The organism is Acetivibrio mesophilus (assembly GCF_004102745.1).
Classification (GTDB): Bacteria; Bacillota; Clostridia; order Acetivibrionales; family Acetivibrionaceae; genus Hungateiclostridium; species Hungateiclostridium mesophilum.
In genome coordinates, this window is sequence record NZ_RLII01000027.1 from 1 (window position 1) to 19,374 (window position 19,374).

Annotated in this window: 15 protein-coding genes and 1 rRNA gene; 13 read left to right on the forward strand and 3 right to left on the reverse strand. The window is 36.3% G+C overall.

What is annotated here, in order from left to right:
- Positions 1-7 precede the first annotated feature (7 nt).
- From rrf to nadC, 5 genes are all read left to right on the forward strand, one after another.
- Positions 8-124 (forward strand): 5S ribosomal RNA (gene rrf, locus EFD62_RS14460).
- 169 nt (positions 125-293) lie between these two features.
- Complete coding sequence (locus EFD62_RS14465) at positions 294-926, forward strand: accessory gene regulator ArgB-like protein (protein WP_128706346.1); 633 nt, start codon at positions 294-296, stop codon at positions 924-926.
- 142 nt (positions 927-1,068) lie between these two features.
- Positions 1,069-1,980 carry a quinolinate synthase NadA gene (gene nadA, locus EFD62_RS14470; protein ID WP_069195379.1) on the forward strand — a complete coding sequence of 304 codons (912 nt, stop codon included), beginning with the start codon at positions 1,069-1,071 and terminating at the stop codon, positions 1,978-1,980.
- A 115-nt stretch (positions 1,981-2,095) separates the two neighbouring features.
- Positions 2,096-3,694: an L-aspartate oxidase gene (gene nadB, locus EFD62_RS14475; protein ID WP_069195378.1), complete on the forward strand. Its 1,599-nt coding sequence runs from the start codon at positions 2,096-2,098 to the stop codon at positions 3,692-3,694.
- Positions 3,695-3,722: 28 nt separating this feature from the next.
- Positions 3,723-4,556 (forward strand): carboxylating nicotinate-nucleotide diphosphorylase, encoded by an 834-nt coding sequence (nadC, locus tag EFD62_RS14480; protein WP_069195377.1) that lies wholly within the window; start codon positions 3,723-3,725, stop codon positions 4,554-4,556.
- A gap of 272 nt (positions 4,557-4,828) precedes the next feature.
- On the opposite strand, the gene EFD62_RS14485 is transcribed toward nadC, so the two are convergent.
- Positions 4,829-5,971, reverse strand: a complete 1,143-nt coding sequence (locus EFD62_RS14485; protein WP_235832665.1) for a PGAP1-like alpha/beta domain-containing protein — start codon at positions 5,969-5,971, stop codon at positions 4,829-4,831.
- A 279-nt stretch (positions 5,972-6,250) separates the two neighbouring features.
- On the opposite strand from EFD62_RS14485, the gene EFD62_RS14490 reads away from it, so the two are divergent.
- Positions 6,251-6,679 (forward strand): CBS domain-containing protein, encoded by a 429-nt coding sequence (locus EFD62_RS14490; RefSeq protein ID WP_069195376.1) that lies wholly within the window; start codon positions 6,251-6,253, stop codon positions 6,677-6,679.
- 180 nt (positions 6,680-6,859) lie between these two features.
- Here the strand turns inward: EFD62_RS14490 and EFD62_RS14495 are convergent, their stop codons facing one another.
- The gene (locus EFD62_RS14495) at positions 6,860-7,309 is read right to left on the reverse strand and encodes a hypothetical protein (RefSeq protein WP_069195375.1); all 450 of its coding nucleotides are present in this window, start codon (positions 7,307-7,309) and stop codon (positions 6,860-6,862) included.
- A 42-nt stretch (positions 7,310-7,351) separates the two neighbouring features.
- Positions 7,352-7,795, reverse strand: a complete 444-nt coding sequence (locus tag EFD62_RS14500; protein ID WP_069195374.1) for a cell wall hydrolase — start codon at positions 7,793-7,795, stop codon at positions 7,352-7,354.
- A gap of 342 nt (positions 7,796-8,137) precedes the next feature.
- Between EFD62_RS14500 and EFD62_RS14505 the strand changes: the two genes are divergently transcribed.
- The 7 genes from EFD62_RS14505 (at position 8,138) to EFD62_RS14535 (ending at position 19,369) form a co-directional block, all read left to right on the forward strand.
- Positions 8,138-8,311, forward strand: a complete 174-nt coding sequence (locus tag EFD62_RS14505) for an alpha/beta-type small acid-soluble spore protein (RefSeq protein WP_069195373.1) — start codon at positions 8,138-8,140, stop codon at positions 8,309-8,311.
- A gap of 387 nt (positions 8,312-8,698) precedes the next feature.
- Positions 8,699-11,800: an Ig-like domain-containing protein gene (locus EFD62_RS14510; protein ID WP_128706347.1), complete on the forward strand. Its 3,102-nt coding sequence runs from the start codon at positions 8,699-8,701 to the stop codon at positions 11,798-11,800.
- Between the two features lie 220 nt (positions 11,801-12,020).
- On the forward strand, positions 12,021-13,283 hold the full coding sequence (locus tag EFD62_RS14515) for a GumC family protein (RefSeq protein ID WP_069195371.1): 1,263 nt from the start codon (positions 12,021-12,023) through the stop codon (positions 13,281-13,283).
- Between the two features lie 73 nt (positions 13,284-13,356).
- Positions 13,357-16,392, forward strand: a complete 3,036-nt coding sequence (locus tag EFD62_RS14520; protein ID WP_128706348.1) for an O-antigen ligase family protein — start codon at positions 13,357-13,359, stop codon at positions 16,390-16,392.
- A gap of 57 nt (positions 16,393-16,449) precedes the next feature.
- A complete protein-coding gene (locus tag EFD62_RS14525) occupies positions 16,450-17,592 on the forward strand; it encodes a DegT/DnrJ/EryC1/StrS family aminotransferase (protein ID WP_128706349.1) in 1,143 nt (380 codons plus the stop codon).
- A 1-nt stretch (position 17,593) separates the two neighbouring features.
- A complete protein-coding gene (locus tag EFD62_RS14530; RefSeq protein WP_128706350.1) occupies positions 17,594-18,283 on the forward strand; it encodes a sugar transferase in 690 nt (229 codons plus the stop codon).
- 27 nt (positions 18,284-18,310) lie between these two features.
- Positions 18,311-19,369, forward strand: a complete 1,059-nt coding sequence (locus tag EFD62_RS14535) for a lipid II:glycine glycyltransferase FemX (protein WP_128706351.1) — start codon at positions 18,311-18,313, stop codon at positions 19,367-19,369.
- The last annotated feature ends 5 nt before the right edge of the window (positions 19,370-19,374 follow it).

The following is a 19,374-nucleotide window of genomic DNA, read 5'->3' on the forward strand; positions in this document are numbered from 1 at the left end:
ACAATCTTCTGGTGGCTATGACGAGAAGGACACACCCGTTCCCATACCGAACACGGTAGTTAAGCTTCTCAGTGCCGATGATACTTGGATGGAGACGTCCCGGGAAAGTAGGTCGCTGCCAGATTTAATATCAAAGTCCTATGGTTACCCCGTAGGGCTTTGTTTTATCTATATCTATTTACTATGTTATATACAAAAATTGAATTAAATAGACAATATTTCTTATTTAATATTACATAACTTATCTATCTATAGTATAATTAATATAAAAGAATAAAGGGGGGAGTGGTGGAATGAGATTTATTCATGCTTTATCCTATAAGAGTGCAGATTATTTAATGAAGCAGATGAAAGGAAATCACGAAAGCAGGAGAGTCTATTACTTTGGTTTTCAAATCATAATTGGTGCAATATTTAAAGGATTACTTTTAATATTGCTGGCAAGTATTACGCAGACAGTACTTCCTTCTCTCACAATTGTAGCCGTTTTTGTAGCCTTAAGGCAAATTGCTGGAGGTTACCATATGAAAACTTATGGAAAGTGCATTGCAGCTTCTCTGGGGATGTTTATCACGGCAGCATTAATTTCGAAATATACATATCACCTCTGGAATAGAACATCAATTGTGTTTTTTGTAATATTAACATTTATTATTTCGCTAGTATCCTTGTTAAAATGGGCACCTTCCGACAATCCCAATAGACCGATAACTAAGCAGGAGGAAATCAACAAATTTAAAAGGCTATCTGTACTGTTTATAATAATGTGGTTATTTGCGTCATTGACAGCAGTGCATTTCAAATTAAATATGTATACTTTGGCAGGATGCTTTGGAGTTATACTGGAAGTGTTTACGATAACGCCACTAGGGCACAGGTTTTTCACAGGTCTTGAGCAAGGAATGGATAGAGTAAAAAATGGATAATTAAAAATGAAAAAATAAATTAAAACCTGCGATATGCAGGTTTTTTAATATATCCTTTACAAAAGGGTAGTAAAGTATTAAAATTAAAAAAAGTATTATAGTAAGAAAAATAATATAATTAGCTGATAGGTAGGTAATAAGATTGAATAATATTGAATTAATTGAAAAAATAAATGAATTGAAGAAAGAGAAAAATGCTGTAATAGTGGCTCATAATTATCAGAATGACGAAGTTCAAGAAGTTGCAGATGTTATTGGTGACTCCCTGGCCTTGAGCAGGTACTGTGCAGATAATGATAAAGATGTTATAGTATTTTGCGGTGTTCATTTTATGGCTGAGAGCGCAAAGATACTTTCGCCTTCAAAGACCGTCTTGCTTCCGGAAATTGATGCCGGTTGTCCTATGGCTGATATGGTAACAGCGGATGCTTTAAAAGAGGAAAAGAAAAAGCACCCCGGGGCTGTAGTTGTTTGTTATGTAAATTCATCTGCAGAAGTAAAGGCGGAAAGTGACATATGCTGCACATCATCTAATGCCATTGAAGTTGTAAAGTCAATCCCGGAGAAGGACATATTGTTTGTTCCCGACAAAAATCTGGGTAGTTATGTTGCACAAAAGGTTCCGGAAAAAAATATAATTTTGTGGGAAGGTTACTGTATAACACATCATAGGGTTAACCTTGACCAAATTAAAGAAATTAGAAATATTCATCCTGATGCCTTGCTGCTTGTACATCCGGAGTGTCAGAAGGAGATCTGGGAACAGGCGGATTTTGTCGGCAGTACCAAGCAGATAATTGACTTTGCAAGAGAATCCGGCCATTCAAAGTTCATTATAGGTACAGAAATGGGAATAATGTATAAACTAAAGAAGGATAATCCTGATAAAAGCTTCTATCTGCTCTCTCAAGGACTGGTATGTCCAAATATGAAGAAAACTACTTTAAAGAGTGTGTATACTGCATTAAATGAAATGAAGTATGAAATAAAACTTGATGAGGATGTAAGATTAAATGCCAAAAAGGCTCTGGATAGAATGCTCCGGATTGGCTGATTTATGGCTATTTCTTTAGATTAATCTAAGGCTCCGAGGTGCTGGGTATGGTTATCCGGAGCTTTTGTTGTGATATAAATTAAATGTGATTATTATAGAGGAGGAACAACGAATTTTGGAGGAGAGTAGATATTTAGTAGATTTTGATACAGATAATATACGCACAGAGTTGCACGATGTGATTATTATAGGAAGCGGGATAGCGGGAGTTTATACTGCGCTTGAGATACCTGAAAAATATGATGTTGCCATACTGACAAAGGAAACTATAGAAATTAGCAACTCGGTTCTTGCCCAAGGGGGAATAGCTGTTTCCCTTGACAAGGGAGATTCTCCGGAGTTGCATTTTAAGGATACAATTTATGCCGGAGCGGGCTTGTGTGATGAGAAAAGTGTATGGGTTTTGGTTAATGAAGCCGCATCCAACATTGAGGCTTTGTGTGAGTTTGGAGTTAATTTTGACAGGAAAAGTCAAAATGAGCTCTCTCTATCAAGAGAAGCCGCTCACAGCAAAAACAGAATTATACATGCCGGAGACACAACGGGCAAAGAAGTTTGCGATAAGCTCATATCGGTAGTAAGGACAAGAGAGAATGTTAAAATAAAGGAAAGAGTTGCTGCAATAGATTTAATCACCGAGAACAATGTGTGTAAAGGAGTATTAACCTATGATGAGGATAGCTCTTCCTACGTATTATATAGGGCAAATGTTGTCGTATGTGCAACAGGAGGGTTTGGACAATTATACTCAAACACAACAAATCCGGAGGTAGCAACAGGTGATGGGGTCGGCCTTGCATATAGGGCTGGTGCGGAGCTCATGGATATGGAGTTTATTCAGTTCCATCCCACAGTTCTTTTTCATCCCGATAACAAAAGCTTTCTTATATCTGAGGCGGTAAGAGGAGAAGGAGCTATATTAAGGAATATTAACGGTGAAAGGTTTATGCCCAAATACCATGAGCTAAATGAGCTGGCTCCTAGAGATATAGTTTCAAGGTCGATTTTTCATGAGATGAAAAAGACAAATTCAACCCATGTATATCTTGATATTACCTTTAAGGATAAAGAATATCTGGAACAAAGGTTCCCGAATATTTACAGGACATGCCTGAGCTATGGAATTGATATAAGCAAAGATTATATTCCTGTTGCTCCTGCCGAGCACTACTGTATGGGAGGAATAAGGACAGATGTATTTGGGCGAACAAATATAAAGGGCTTCTATGCCTGCGGTGAGGTTGCATGTAATGGCATACATGGAGCAAACAGGTTGGCCAGCAATTCACTTCTTGAAGGTTTGGTGTTTGGACATAAAATAGGAACAGAGGTTGAGAATATAATAGAAGACTATCCAAAGGAGCCGCAAAAAATCAGTATAAAAGCGCATTCAAACAGAGTGCTAAAAGATATTGACGTAAATCAAATTAAGAAGGATATACAGGAAACAATGACCCAATATGTAGGTATAGTAAGAGAGAGGGAAGGACTTGAAAAAGCAAAGAAGAAGATCGAAGAATACTGCGATTTGATAAAGGACATGAAAAATATCAATGTCAGGGACTTTGAGACACAAAATATTGTTCTTATTTCAAGGCTTGTCATTGAAGCAGCCTTAGAACGTAATGAAAGCCGTGGAGCACATTTTAGACTGGATCATCAAAAAACCGATGATGAAAATTGGAAAAGAAACATAATAAAAAGAAAATTTTAGTACATACTAATAGGGAAGGAGTAAAAATATGCAGTACATATCGGACATAGACAGAATTATTATAAATGCATTAAAGGAAGATATCCCGTCAGGAGATATTACAACTGAGAGCATTATTGATGAAGCATCTGAATCTGAGGCGTTATTGATTTCAAAGGACGAAGGAGTGATAGCGGGATTAGATGTTGCAAAAAAGGTATTTTTAATGCTGGATGAAAAAGTTATTTTTGAAAAGAAAGTAGAGGATGGGCAGATAGTAAAACGCGGTGATATAATCGCAAAAATCAAAGGTAATACCATAGCTCTTTTAAAGGGTGAAAGGACAGCTTTAAACCTTCTTCAAAGGCTTTCGGGCATTGCAACTAAGACAAGGTATCTTGCGGATAAAATTAAGGATTTGCCTGCAAAGCTTGTGGATACAAGGAAGACGACACCGGGGCTTCGGATACTGGAAAAGTATGCTGTTAGAGTTGGTGGAGGGTATAACCACAGGTTTTGCCTTTCCGATGGGGTTTTGATAAAGGATAATCATATAAAAGCCGCGGGGGGAATCAAACAGGCAATTGAGCTTGTACGAGAAAGGATTCCACATACTATGAAGATTGAAGTTGAAACCGAAAGTATTGAAGAAGTACTGGAGGCATTAGATGGAAAAGCTGACATAATAATGCTTGATAATATGGGGCTTGACAAATTAGAAGAAGCTGTTAAAATTATTAATGGTAGAGCTATTACGGAAGCATCCGGTAACGTAAATGCCGATACAATATATGATATCGCTTGTACTGGGGTTGATATTATTTCCGTAGGAGGCCTTACACATTCAGTAAATGCATTTGATATTAGTATGAAAATCAGTTAAAACAGTCAGCAATTATTTAAAAGGACAGTTTTCAAAATTTAAGCTCATTCTGTTAATAAAAAGCTTTCCAAAATTAAAAATAAGTTAGGATGTAATGACGACTTGTGGATAAAACGAAAACATATCCACAATTAATTCACATACTTTTCATTGGATTTGTGCATAAGTTGTGAACACCGCATGAAACAACTGTTTGCGGCTGTTAATTTTTTTATAGATATCCACAGCCTTGTGGATATCTATTGTGTTTTATGTGGATTAATGGGTTTATTCTATTTGTTTATGACTGCAGGATAAGGCAAATCGGTATTAAGCATTTCGAAAATCCGGCTAAAAACCGTGTTATTGTTTAATATTCCTTTATGATTTGGAGCGTCAAGAATATTGCCATTTAACAAGTTATTCACAGTAAAACTGTTTTCACCTACGCTGAATATTTCAGTTTTAATGCCCCATTTGTCAAGGCTGGCGCTTTCATTAGTCACTACCTCATCGTACTGACTTAAAAGATTTCCTATTTGTATTGAACTGTTTAGTCCGTTATTAATTGTATTAGGAAATATGCCTACAAATAATTCGTTGTCGGGGACTAGTTCTTTAATTGACTTATCATTAAAATATTCTTCTCCGATTGACGCCAGAACAGAGCCTTTATGAGGCACCGAAAGGAAAATTACTTTATTGACATCATCGTTTTTCAGATAATTTTTACTTCCGGAATAGTACCTTGCCACAAGACCTCCCATACTGTGGACAATTAGGTCGAATTTGCCCACAAGAATTCCCTGACTTAAGAATTCTCGTTTTTGATCCTGTAAAAATAACTCCAGTTCTTTGGCTCCATATTCTACTCCTAGAGTTGAATCGTAATTTATGGAGGAACAGGTATATCCCTTTGATGAAATAAATTCATTTAAATTGTCAAACACATCTTCGGTTTCCCGATATCCATGGATGAAAACGATAGGTATGGGAACAAGGTTTAATTTCACCGTAGAGTTTATATTAGTGCCGGCTATTGAAGCAGTAATACTAATTGGTTGGGGATTTGTACCGGCATTCAAATTATAATAATTATCGGGCACATAAGTAACAAGGCATTCCCCTTGACTATTAGTCACAGCTTTGCTGGGATGCATGGCACCAAAATCCTTTGTATTTTCAAAACTAACTTCAATATAGGGAATGAGATTTCCATTTGAATCCTTAACTACAGCCTTTAAATGTACCTTGTTTGAAGGCTCAGATGAAATTGAATGAACCTCGCTATTTATAAGACTTAGGTAAACATTTAAGTTGATTTTGTCATAAAAAGTTTTGCAAAAAAAGATATTAATATGTTCAAAGTGAACAAATAAGAGAAAAAATACCAGAACGATTATTATAAAGATCTTGTGATTGCGTACTTGATGCACTAAAATCAATCCCTTATTAATAGTTTTGTGAAATTATAACGATGTGATCAATTTTAATTATAGCATCCCATGGACATATTATAAATAAGAAACAGTTGGATTATAAAAGTAAATACTGGATACAATGGCTATTAATTTTATAATAGGACGATGTAAACTCTATTAGTAAATTTCATCAATTACATATTTACGTGCAAATTCTGTTGTCTATATTTTCATTTATGAAATAGTCATCTGAGGGGAAAATAAATTTGAAATACAAATAAGGAGATGATAAGGTTGAAGGTTAAGGATAAAATGACGAAATCTGTAGCATATGTTGAGCCCAATACCAGCGTCGTTGAGGCAGCCCAGCTTATGCAAAAGCATAATGTAGGATCTATTCCTGTTTATGACCAGGGAGTAGTAGGGATAGTGACGGATAGAGATATTGTTGTCAGAAATGTTGCCCACGGTAAAATTCCTAAAGACACAAAAGTGCAGGATGTCATGACATCGCAGGTTGTTAGCGTATCACCGGAGATGGATGTGGAGGAAGTCTCAAAGTTGATGGCCAATCAGCAAATTAGGAGAGTACCGGTGGTTGAAAATAATCAGATTGTTGGAATGCTCTCTTTAGGAGATATAGCTACAGATACGAGACTTGACATGGAAGCATCGGAGGCATTATGTGAAATATCCAAACCGGCCAAACCATTCAGAATCTAAGAAGAATGACGGCATTGGGATGACACGAACAGTGTCATCTCAATGCTTATTTTAGTCTCTCAAAGTGAAATGAGAGAGGCAAAAGTGAAGGGCCGCGGTGTCCCGAATTTTTATTTAAATTTTGCAATGCTTCTATAATATATAATAGAATTAAACTATAATATTAAAAGTGGTCATCAATTAGTAATAGAAGCGGACAAATTTGATAGAATACATATCAGCAAGCAACAAATCGTCCGTATCCACCTCTCTGATTACAATATAGCTTGTGCCTACGTCGACTAAAGTTCCTTCTCTATCTACAAGCATACTAGTGCCAATAAGGAACTCAACCTTTACTCTTGAGCCTATATGTTTTTTAAGATATCCTTGGGTATAGGCAATGTTCTGGAGAGTTTCGGGTTCAGGCTCCGGACTTGAAGGCATAGTGACCTGCGTAGGAGTCATACTCGTCGGTGCGGGCATCTGACTGTACATGGGGCCAGAAGGGTAACCTGTGGGCATAGGAGGCAAAGCTGTTGTCGATGGTGAAGCGGGTATATTGCTAGGAGAAAACTGGTTTGGAGTCATTTGACGGTTCAAATTGTTGCAAAAAGATTGACAGTTATTCGGATTAAAATAATTAGCCATGAAATTTCCCTCCGTAATGAAATGATTCTAATGATATTATTTTTAAGTCTGTGCATAAAATTCAGTTGGTCGGTAGAAGCAATGTTGATTGACACGGGTTACAAATTGACCTGAGCCGCTTGCCGGGAATATATAGTTGCACGTCGCACTAAAGGGATTATAATACCAAAGACATTCACCTACACCCGGTAGCTTGTTTCCAGCCAGTGCCCAGTCGGCAATGTCATAGTGAATTTGCTCGGGGGGACTTGACCAGATTGTCTGGGGGTTTACTTCCCCATATACTTTACTCATTACACATGTGAATTGGGTGGGCTGGAATATCACTTTTCGAAGGTCTCCTTGACCGGTTCGCAGATATTCACCATATGAAGCATGTACGCGGTTCATAACAACAGTAGCAACGGCTTTCATACCGTCTATTCCTTCTCCGCCAGCCTCGCATTTAATAAGTCGCGCAAATAATTCTCTCGCAGAAAATGGCATAATGATCACCCTGACTCTTTTCTTTTAGATAGAATGCAATCATTCTTGTGAATATAATGTAAGCAATATTAAAAACACACGTATATATTGCAATAAACGTTCTATATTGAATTTGGATATTGCGAGATATATACATAGTATAGTATATTAACATAACGGAAAATTGGTAACTATAAATTAAAATAAAAGGCCAAAAAAATAATGCAAGGAGTAAAAGTATCGTGTTGGATAAACAGTTGAAAAAATTACATCAAATTAATTAATTAAAAATGAAGATAATAATTATGTACGCAAAATTTTTAGCATAGGTCTTTTGACTTATGCAAAAAGGAGGCACATACCATGAGCAGAAACAGAGGTATAATGTCAGAAGAGCTCAAAACGGAAATTGCAAAGGAACTTGGGGTATACAACACAGTATCAAACGAAGGTTGGGGCTCAGTTAGTTCAAGAGACTGCGGTAATATAGTCAAAAAGGCTATAGAAATGGCAGAAAGAAACCTCACAAGCAAATAGTATTGCCTTAAAGCGTAAGAGAAGCCGGTGAAATACCGGCTTTTTTAATACGTCCAAAAGATCATTTCCCAAAAAAATTAATAATATAATTGTTCTCGCAGTGATTTTATAGTATAATATTAATTATTGAAACTACTGAATTTACCTAGTAAATCCAACAAAACAGTTTGTTTCAATTCTGTTACAATTTCTTTACACTTAAATTCAAATTGTTGACTCTCCAAAAGGCCAATGGTATAATAAGTTTGAATTCAAGATAGGTTATGTGCGCCAGTCTTGATCAAAATGCAAGATAGGTCAGGTTAAGAAACAAAAGGGATAAGGCGTAGCCTGGCTTCAATATTAAAGCCTGCTTCCCAAAAAAACTTACAAGGAGGATTTGAGAGTATGAAGAATCTCAAAAAATTGTTGGCAGTATTAGTTGTAATCTCTATGGTTTCAACTTTTTTGGTGCCTGCATTTGCTGATTCATTCAGCTATGAAAAAGAAGCAAAAGAATTGTATGAGCTTGGCTTGTACAAAGGCACATCAGAAAGTGAATATGTGCCTAACTTAGAAGGTAAGCTTGACAGACAGACAGGGGTTGTTATGCTCCTCAGACTGTTCGGTCAGGAAGATGATGCATTAGAAATGTCATTAGAAGATGCTGCTGCAAAGCTTGCTGCTAAATTCAAAGATGCAGCTGACGTTGCAGATTGGGCACAAAGACAGGTTGCATATGCAGTTGAAAAAGGATATGTAAAAGGTTTGCCAGATGGAACATTTGCTCCAACTGCTGATCTTAACGGTTTAGCTTACTGTTCATTAATCCTTCAACAATTGGGATATGACGGTGACTTCAAATATGAAGAAGCTGCATACAAATTACAGGAATTCGGCGGTTTGACCGAAGAACAAGCTAAAATATTCAACAGCAATGCTGGAATAAACAGAGATTCAATGGTTGGTATTTCCTACTCTGCTTTACAGGCTTCATACAAAGCAGACGGAAAGACAGTAATTGAAGTTCTCGTTGCAAACGGAAACGTTGATAAAGAACTTGCATTAGAAATCGGAGTTCTCTTAAAAGGAATTAAAGAAGTAAAAGCTTTAGCAGATGTTAAAGTACAAAAAGGTAAAACAGCTGAACTTCCAAAAGAAGTTGAAGTAGTATACGAAGATGATACAACTGCTAAACTTGAAGTTACTTGGCCTACAGTTGACACAGCAGAAGTTGGAGAACAGACAATCGAAGGTACTATCGGAAATTACAAAGCTCCAAAGGCTACTGTTAAGGTTATAGTTACACCTGAAGAGCTTATAGTTAACAGCGTTGAAGCTGATAACCTTAAAGAAATAGTTATCAACTTTAACGGAGAAGTAGCTGATAAGGCTGATGAAAAGAGCAGCTACTCAGTTGAAGACCATACTATCGAGTTGGTTACAGTATCAGAAGACAAGACTTCAGTTACATTGACACTTCAAGGTGCTATGAAAGCTGAAGAAGAAGTTGAAGTAACAATCAAGACAGCTACTGGCTTGAAGGAAGAAGTTACTAAGACTGTAGTACCTGTTGACTATGAAAATCCAGAAGCTGTATCTATCGCATTGATAGGTCCAAACTCCTTTGAGATTGTATTCTCAGAGCCTGTTGCTGGCAATGCAGATTCAGAAGTTGTAGTTGATGATGGAACTTACTATGTAAGTGAAGAAAAATTATCAGAAAACTACAGAACATTGACTGTAGAATTGGGCGTAAGCTCATTAAAAGAAGGAACTTACAAAGTAAAAGTTAAAGGTTATAAAGACTACGCTGGAAACTCACTCAGAACAAAAACTTTTGACTTAGAGTATGTAAAAGATACTACTGCTCCAGTTGCTAAAATAAAGTCAGCAACTCAGAACAAAGTAGAAATCGAATTTAACGAGCCTGCTACAAGAGACGGTTTCTCAGGTGACGAAGCTTCTCTTACAAGAGATTACTTCTATCACACTTATTCTTCATGGAAGCCAAATAAAGTTGTAGCTTCTGACAACAACAAAGTTTACACTTTATACTTCTCTGAAGACTATAAAGTAGGTAACGACGGTGTATACTTGCTTCCAGAAGGAAATGTTACTATAACAATCCTCAAGGAAGTAGACGATGATGCTGTAGTAGATGCATGGGGTAACAAAGTAGCATCTGACATAAAGCTTACTGCTACAATAGTATCTGATAATGAAGCTCCAACAGTAAAATCTGTAAAAGCTGAAAAAGAAGATGAGATTGTAGTTATCTTCAGCGAAGATGTAAAAGAAAGCCAAGCAGAAGACAAAGACAACTATGTAATTAAGAAAGATGGAAAAGAAATAGATGAGTCTATTTCAGGCATCGAATATAAGAGCGATGAAACAAAAGCAGTAATTACTTTAGATGATAAGCTCGCTGGCGGAAAATATACAATAGACATTAAGGGTATTAAAGACACTTCAGTATCTGAAAATGAAATGCAAGCAATCACACTTGAGTTTGAAGTTACTGACAAAACAGCTCCATCAGTTAAAGAAATAACATTTGTTGGCAAATACATCTATGTAACATTCAGCGAAGCTATGTCAACAAAGGGTGACAGCTCAGTTCTCAATAAGGACAATTACAAACTCAAAGACGCTAGTGATAAAGATGTAGACATTAAGAAGATTGAAGTTTTCGGTTCAGACAAAGACAAAGTAAGAATAACTGTTGCTGATTCAGTAACACTTGCTACAAACTTCACTCTCTTAGTAGCTAATGTTCAAGACACATCCGGTAATGCTATAGGTGCATTCGATGTGAAGAAAATAGCTCTTGCTAATGAAGAAGCACCAGAAGTAGAAGAAATTAAAGTTATCAGCAAGACTGAAATCGAAATAGTTGTTAACAAGATACTTGATAAAGCAACTATTGAAAAGGCAGACTTTAAGGTATCAAGAACTGGTAAGACAGCAGAAGGACTTACAAGAATAAGCTTAGTTACCTTTAAAGATGGTAAGACAACAATTAAGGGTGTACTTGCAGCTTCAGTACAACCTGCTAACTCAGGCGATATCACTGGTCAGGGTTATGCATTAGAAGTTATTGGAGACGTTAAGTCCGATACTGGTAAGTCAATGGCAACAGGAGTAGTTGCAGCAGCATTTGCAGATAAGTTTGCTCCAAGCGTTGTTGGTAACGTATACTATTTAGGAAACAATGAATTCTCAGTAGCATTTGATGAAGACATTAAGTTCTTAAATAACTCAGCAGGATTGGGTGCAACTGACCTCGTAATCAAAGACGGTGGAAAGACTCTTGAAGCTGGTATTGACTACGATGTAGCAATCGTTAACGGTGATGAAATTAAAGTTACTCTCAAAGGTGATGACTACGGAGTAGGTAAATTCACAGGTACTCTTAAAGTATCAACTAAGGAAACTGTGAAGTATATCACTGACTTGGCTGGTAATGCACTTAACAAGTTCGAAAATAAAGAAGTAAAAGTTAAATAATTTTACTTCCAACTGCTAATAAAAGGGCTTCCCCGTCGGGGAAGTCCTTTTTATGTGCGCTGAGCACCTTATATTTCTAATTGACATCAACATATTAATTATATATAATATTAATGATTTTGAGTTACCAAATAGATTATTTTGAGGGGAGTATTGCAACGGCATTGCTCCTTTTATGCTTGTAATTCTAATTAGATAAACCTAACGGGGGACAGAGCCGATGGAAGAGTTGAGCTTAAGAGAAGCTATTGAAATAGTTATTAAAGGTAAATGGATTATAGCTGCAGTTACTGCAATATGTATAGTTATTAGCTTAATAATAAGTGTATTTGTTATAGACCCGGTTTACGAAGCGCAAACGATGTTGATGATCTCGCCCATAAAAAAGAGCGAGGCACAGGCTGAGGATATAAACAATTTCTCGCCTTTGGTTGATGCTATATCGCGATATCCGGAAATGTCTATTGATACTTACAGGGAACAAGTAAAGGCTCCTGCAATACTGCAGTATATTCGTGATGAAATGAATATGAAAGATGTTCCACTAAGCAAAATAGCATCAAAAATATCCGTAAATGCGATAAAGAATACAAATTTGCTTACAATAAGTGTAACTGACGTGAACCCTGACATTGCGGCCCAAATAGCAAACTTAGTTAGTGAGAGGTTTACTAAATTTGTATCTGAGACAAATCAAAAGCAGGCTGTGAGCTCTGCAGAGTTTATTGAGAATCAGATGCAAAAAGAAAAAGAGAATATGGAAAAACTATCGGAAGAGTATAAAAACTTCCTGTCGCAGCCTAGAGGCCCTGAAGAAGTTAAGATGGAGTTGGATTCAAAACTGTTAAAGATTACGGAATACAAAACTCAATTATCGCAAATCAAAGTTGATGAGAATGCAACGAGAGCGTCGGTAAATAGTGCAAGAAGTTTGATAGGCAAAACACCGCAAAAATTGATTACAGATAGTACTCTTTTAACTGATGAGCTCTTGTCGGGAGTGATTAAGGAAAAGACAGGTCTTACGTCAGAAGACCTTGCAAATATAAAGATGTCAACAGAGCAAATAAATATGATATATGTTGAATTGTCAAACATGCTCAACCAACTGGAGGTTCAGCTGTCAAACCTGGAGGCCCAGAGAATGAATATAGAGCAGGTTATCCAAGAATGTCAAAAGGAAATTGAGAATCTCCAGGTAGAATATGCAGAGAAACAGCAGGAATACGATATACTGAAACTGGACCTTGATTTATCAAAGGAAGCATATAACGCATATCAGCAAAAGTATAAAGAATCAATGATCATGCAATCAGCCGAGATAGGTAAGTCAAGTATAGTAATTGTGTCTGAAGCTATTCCACCTATTAATCCTGTTGCACCAAAGAAGGTTTTAAATGTAGCTATTGCAGGGGTGCTGGGAATTGGAATTAGTTTTGCTATAGTTTTTATAAGAGAATATTTAATTAGAAGCAAGAAGTGAAAAAGCAAATAGATTTAGCAGAACTAAATGACAAATAGACGAATAAAATCAAAATGACATAAGGGTGATAGAAATGGGGACAAGCAGCAAGGGTGAAAAAAGAGGAAAAGCAAGAAAGACTGTGAAGTCGATAAAACATGAAAATAAATATAGTATATTTAGAATGTTAATACTGGTACTAAACCTAATTGTGGTATTCTACTCACCCTTTGTAAGGGGATTGTATTTCGAAGCAGAACAGCTACCAGCAGAGATATTTATATTGGTGAGCTTTGCTATATTCTGGATATTGAAGCACATGGAGAATGGAAGAAAATTCATATCAACTCCAATAGAGTATTGCTCGTTTGGGTTGATGCTCATTTATTTTATATCAATACTAAGCTCAGCTAGTACAAGGCTTGCAATTTCAGAATGGCTGAAGTATTGTATGTATTTTGCTGTATTTTTCATGATTACGGACCTTTCGTCAACACTGAAAAATAAACTTATAGTATTATGGACTGTTATTGCAGCATCAATGGGATTATGCGTTGTTGGTCTAGATGGTGCGGCTGGGGGCAAAGTGGTTGATGCGCTAAATAATGTGTTTGATTTTTTGCATATACCGGTTGAATTTTTTGGAATTTATGTTGATGGGCGTATCCATTCAACGATCCAATATCCCAATGCACTGGCTGCGTATCTAATGGCAGTATTTTTTGTAACTGTAACGATATCCATAATATCACCAAAGATTTGGCAAAGACTCATTGCAGGAGTATGTAGCTTTGTATTTACAACTACAATAATATTGACATTGAGTCGTGGTGTAATGATATTAATACCCATTATGTTTGTATTATATCTTATTGTAGTTCCTAAAGGTACCAAGCTAAGAGCATTTTTAATGGCTTTATGCGCAGCAGTTTCAAGTATAATACCTATTCTGTTTTCATCTTTATCGGGAAGAAGCGATTCGAACCTTTGGCTTGGAATAGTATTAGGGATGATACTATCCTTGATTTTTACGGCAGTAGTGGAGGGTTTATTCAAACTTCGTTTTAAAGTAATGTTAAAGCTCAAGCTGAAGCCATATTTTTTATTTATTCCAGTAGCAGTGGCAGTTGTTGCAATATTGATTATTACAAGTATTCCAAAAGAGTTGGAACTTGGAAGCTATAACCCTCAAGGGGGAGATGGGTATTATTTTGAGAAAAGTATTGAACTGCAGCCGGGCAAAGAATACAAGCTCTTATTTGATGTATCATATATGAATAATGATGATGAGAACTCATTAACGGTGTCAGTTAGTAGCCGGGATAAAGCGAATATTATGTTTGGAGGAGATTCAAGACTTGTAGAGGTTAGCGAAAATAACAGTGATACTTTGGAAATTCCGTTTACAGTGCCGCAGGGTAGTTCAATAGTAGATTTCAAATTTGTAAATAACTCAGAGAAATCAAAGGTATCTATAGATAATGCCAAAATTGTAGATAGCAAAACCGGAAAAAATCTAAAAAGCATTAAGCTTGGATACAAATATCTGCCGGACTCTGTAGCCTCAAGATTTCAAAATCTGATGGTATCAAGAAGCTTTATTCAGAGACAAATATATTTAAACGATGGATTTAGAATATTTAAAGATAATTGGCTTCTTGGAGCAGGAGGAGGAGCATGGTCGGTCCTTATCTTTGCATACCAGTCGTACTTGTACTGGTCCACGCAATCCCATGCATATTTTCTACAGGTTACGGTAGAGACCGGTATACTTGGATTAATAATTCTGGTAATGCTGTTGTTATCAATTATTGCACAGTTTATCATGGATTATAAATATAAAGAAGAAGAGGATATTAATTATAGAGTGGTACAGGGGACATTATTAACATCCATACTCGGAATGTTTTTGCATTCATGTTTGGATTTTGATTTGTCATTATCCTCAGTATTCTTACTGTTGTGGACGTTGCTAGCATTGTTTAATTCGGGATACAGACACAATAAACCTGTTGTTGTAAAAAAGAATGACGGTTCCAGTGGGAAATCGGGTTTGCTTTTTAGGCTAAATAATTTGAAAGCATTTAATACCAACCCAATAGTAATGGCTGTTTTATCTTTTGTAATTATGATAATGCCGATTTTGTTTGCAACTGCCTCGAGTTTTGAAGGCAAATACCAAGATTCAATGGCGGCAGGTAATACAGACGATGCGTTAAAATATATAAAGAATGCCGAATCATTAGATGCCTTTAATGCTGATTATAAAATAAAGTATGCGGACTTGCTATTATCTGGAGAAAACATTACAAAAGAGGATTTTGAAACTGCAAAGAGATTGGTGGACGAGGCAGAAAAAACGGACAAGTACAATGCCGCCACGATGGAAAATGCGTCTATACTTAATATAAAAATGTCTATGTTTGATAAAGGAATTGAACTTGTAGACAGAGCCATTGAGTTAAGGCCGTTTTATGAACAGGGCTGGCAGCTTAAGATAAATATGCATTATCAGCTTATGATGGCATATTTAAAAAACGGTGATCCTGAAAATGCCAGAAAGCATTTAGACTTGGCATTGGAGACAATTAATAACGCAAAGACAAAGAATGAAGAGAATATGGATCCTTTTGTATTTAGTGAAAAGACGATGGAATATCTGGAAAGGCTGTCTTATATAAATGATAATTTTGAGGATTTTGCTTTAGAGCAAGTAGATAAAGTTAAATTTTTAAGCATCAATGAAATGGATATAGACTCCGATAATGTACCGGATCAGTGGACAATTGTCCAAAAAGAAAGAGTAGATCTAAGCATTAGTGAAACTAATATTCTGGTCAATAATATAAAGGATAATACTCCCGGATCTGTGGAGACGAGAAGTATAAGCTTTGAGGGTGGCAAGGACTATAAAATTGAATTAATAATTGACAATCCGGAAGATGCAACTGATGTATTGTATTTTATCCCTGGATTACATGAAGATTTTGTACAGCTTGAGAAGGCAGGGGAAGGAAAGTATTTGGCAAATATTGAGCTGCCATCGGACTTTAATACAGCAAATACCTATATAAGATTCCGTTTTTTAAAGGATTTATTGATTAAAAGCCTGACTGTGACTGAGATATAGTTGGCAAGCCAGACATGAAATTTAATATAGATAATAAGCAGAGAGGCAGTAATTAAAATGTTAAGTCAAAAGAGAGTTAAGACTGAGATAAAAAATCGAATATATCTATCATCGCCACACATGAGCGATGAAGGGTACGAGAAGCAATATATTAATCAAGCTTTTGATACAAATTGGATTGCACCGCTAGGAGAGAACGTTAACAAATTTGAGAATGAGCTCGCGGCAAAAGTGGGTATAAAGGCAGCTGCCGCATTATCATCGGGTACCGCAGCTATCCATATGGCACTAAAAGCTGCGGGAGTGGGTGAAGGAGATATTGTGTTTTGTCCAACACTTACTTTTTCAGCTACAGCTAATCCTATAATATACCAGAATGCAATACCGGTGTTTATTGACAGCGATTATGAGACATGGAATATGAGTCCAGAAGCTTTAGAAGAGGCTTTTGAAAAGTATCCCAAAGTAAAGGCAGTATTGGTGGTGCATCTTTATGGATTATCGGCCAATATGGATAGAATAGTTGAGATATGTAAAAAGCATAATGTTCAACTTATTGAGGATGCTGCGGAGTCTTTAGGTACCACTTATAAAGGTAAACATACCGGTACTATTGGTGACTATGGGATTTATTCCTTTAATGGAAACAAGATTATTACAACCTCCGGTGGGGGTATGCTGGTGTCAAGTAATGAGGAGAAAATTGCCAAGGTAAAATTCTGGGCTACTCAGGCAAGGGATAAGGCTAGACACTATCAGCATAGCGAATTGGGTTACAACTACAGGATGAGCAATGTAGTTGCCGGTATTGGTAGAGGACAATTAAAGGTCTTGAATCAGAGAATAGAGAAAAAAAGGTATATATTTAATTTTTATAAGAGGGAATTGGGTTCTATTGATGATATCGATTTTATGCCTATTAATGATTGGAATGAGCCCAACTGCTGGCTCAGTTGCATTACATTAGAGGGCAAAATCAGACCCCTGGATGTGATAATAAATCTTGAAGAGGAAAATATAGAATCAAGACCCATATGGAAACCCATGCATATGCAGCCATACTTTGAACACTATGATTATATTGGCTCAAATGTTTCGGAGAAAATATTTGAAAATGGTGTTTGTTTGCCTAGCGATACAAAAATGACAGATGATGATCTATATAGAGTTGTAAATACTATAAAAGGGTTGTGGAGATAACATGCACAGTGAGGTCAAACAGGAAATAAAGCCGGATGTGCTGGTTTTAAGCAGAGATGGCATTTATAAAAGATATCTAAAAAGGGCACTAGATTTTATATTATCGTTGACTGCAATTATAATTCTCTCTCCTTTTATTCTTCTTGTCGCGCTGATGGTGAGAGTAAAACTTGGCAATCCGATAATATTTAAGCAGGAAAGACCGGGACTCAATGAGAGGGTATTTACTCTTTACAAGTTTCGCACTATGACGGATAAGAGAGATGAAAAAGGAGAATTGTTACCGGATAGTTATAGACTAACTAAATTTGGCAAATTCTTAAGATCAACTTCTCTTGACGAGCTTCCGGAACTTTTTAATATCCTAAAAGGTGATATGAGTATTGTAGGTCCTAGGCCTCTGCTTGTAGAGTACCTGCCGTATTATACCGAAGAAGAGAAGCTTCGACATACTGTTCGACCGGGTTTAACCGGTTTTGCTCAAGTAAATGGGCGAAACAATCTAGAATGGGATATTAGGTTGGGGTTTGACGTAGAATACGTTAAGAATGTTACATTTCACCTTGATGCCTTAATTATTGCAAAGACAATAATTAAAGTATTTAAAAGGGAAGGTATTGATGTTGTTGTAGAAGCTTTACATGTTGAAAGAAGCAATAAAAATAATAATAAAAACCTAACAATGCGATGATTTTGTGCTTTTTATTGAGGTGTTCTTATGGTCTTATTGATGAATATAGATGATAACGAAAAATGGAATAATATAGTGAAAAACTTTAGAAATTTTGATGTTTATTATCTGGCGGAATATGTAAAGGCTTTCCAAGCCCATGGCGATGGGGAGCCTAAACTGTTTTTTTATGAAGATAAGAATTTTAAAGCAATCAATGTTTTTATGAAAAGGGATATTGAAAGAGATCAAAACTTTTCGGGCAAAGTGCAGTCAAATACCTTTTTCGATGCAGCAACGCCGTATGGATACGGTGGTTTTTTAGTTGAAGGTGATGTTACGGATGAGAATTTAGCAGCTCTTGAGAAGGAATATTCCAGACTTTGCATGGATGAGGGGATTATTTGTGAATTTGTTCGGTTTCATCCGGTATTGAATAATTCTGAAATGCTTTCGTCATTTTACGATATTTCAAAACTTGGAAGAACCATAACAATAGAGTTGGATTCACAGAAGCAAATCTGGGACAGTTTTACTAGTAATAACCGTAATATGATCCGTAAAGCCAAAAAGTCCGGTGTCGAGATATATTGGGGGCGAAGCCGGGAATTATTTGATATGTTTATACCCATGTATAACCAAACAATGGACAAGGATGATGCTTCAGACTATTATTATTTCAAGAATGACTTTTATAATAGCATACTTGAAGACTTGAAATATAATTCACTGATGTTTTACGCGGTTTTTGAAAATAAGATAATTTCAATGTCAATTATTTTGTTTTCAAATCAACATATGCATTATCATTTATCTACAACTGATAGAGAGTACAAGAGCCTTGCGCCTACCAACCTCTTGTTATATGAAGCGGCATGCTGGGGGAGCGAAAACGGGTATAAGACATTCCATTTAGGTGGAGGTTTGGGAAGCAGGGAAGATAGCCTTTATCAGTTTAAAAAAGGGTTTAACAAGAATTCGAATACTTATTTTTGCATAGGAAAGAAGATATTTGACCGCGAGAAATATGATGAGTTGATAAAAATCAGAAAACAGGACCAAAGTTTTGACGAGAATAATTTGTTTTTTCCTGTATACAGGGGATGAATCAA

Excerpts from the sequence above, each read along its gene's own strand:
- EFD62_RS14495 (WP_069195375.1), bottom strand. The coding sequence starts at position 7,309 with ATGGCTAATTATTTTAATCCGAATAACTGTCAATCTTTTTGCAACAAT.
- EFD62_RS14500 (WP_069195374.1), bottom strand. The coding sequence starts at position 7,795 with ATGCCATTTTCTGCGAGAGAATTATTTGCGCGACTTATTAAATGCGAG.
- EFD62_RS14505 (WP_069195373.1), top strand. The coding sequence starts at position 8,138 with ATGAGCAGAAACAGAGGTATAATGTCAGAAGAGCTCAAAACGGAAATT.
- nadC (WP_069195377.1), top strand. The coding sequence starts at position 3,723 with ATGCAGTACATATCGGACATAGACAGAATTATTATAAATGCATTAAAG.
- EFD62_RS14525 (WP_128706349.1), top strand. The coding sequence starts at position 16,450 with ATGTTAAGTCAAAAGAGAGTTAAGACTGAGATAAAAAATCGAATATAT.
- EFD62_RS14515 (WP_069195371.1), top strand. The coding sequence starts at position 12,021 with ATGGAAGAGTTGAGCTTAAGAGAAGCTATTGAAATAGTTATTAAAGGT.
- EFD62_RS14535 (WP_128706351.1), top strand. The coding sequence starts at position 18,311 with ATGGTCTTATTGATGAATATAGATGATAACGAAAAATGGAATAATATA.
- EFD62_RS14510 (WP_128706347.1), top strand. The coding sequence starts at position 8,699 with ATGAAGAATCTCAAAAAATTGTTGGCAGTATTAGTTGTAATCTCTATG.
- EFD62_RS14465 (WP_128706346.1), top strand. The coding sequence starts at position 294 with ATGAGATTTATTCATGCTTTATCCTATAAGAGTGCAGATTATTTAATG.
- EFD62_RS14530 (WP_128706350.1), top strand. The coding sequence starts at position 17,594 with ATGCACAGTGAGGTCAAACAGGAAATAAAGCCGGATGTGCTGGTTTTA.
- EFD62_RS14520 (WP_128706348.1), top strand. The coding sequence starts at position 13,357 with ATGGGGACAAGCAGCAAGGGTGAAAAAAGAGGAAAAGCAAGAAAGACT.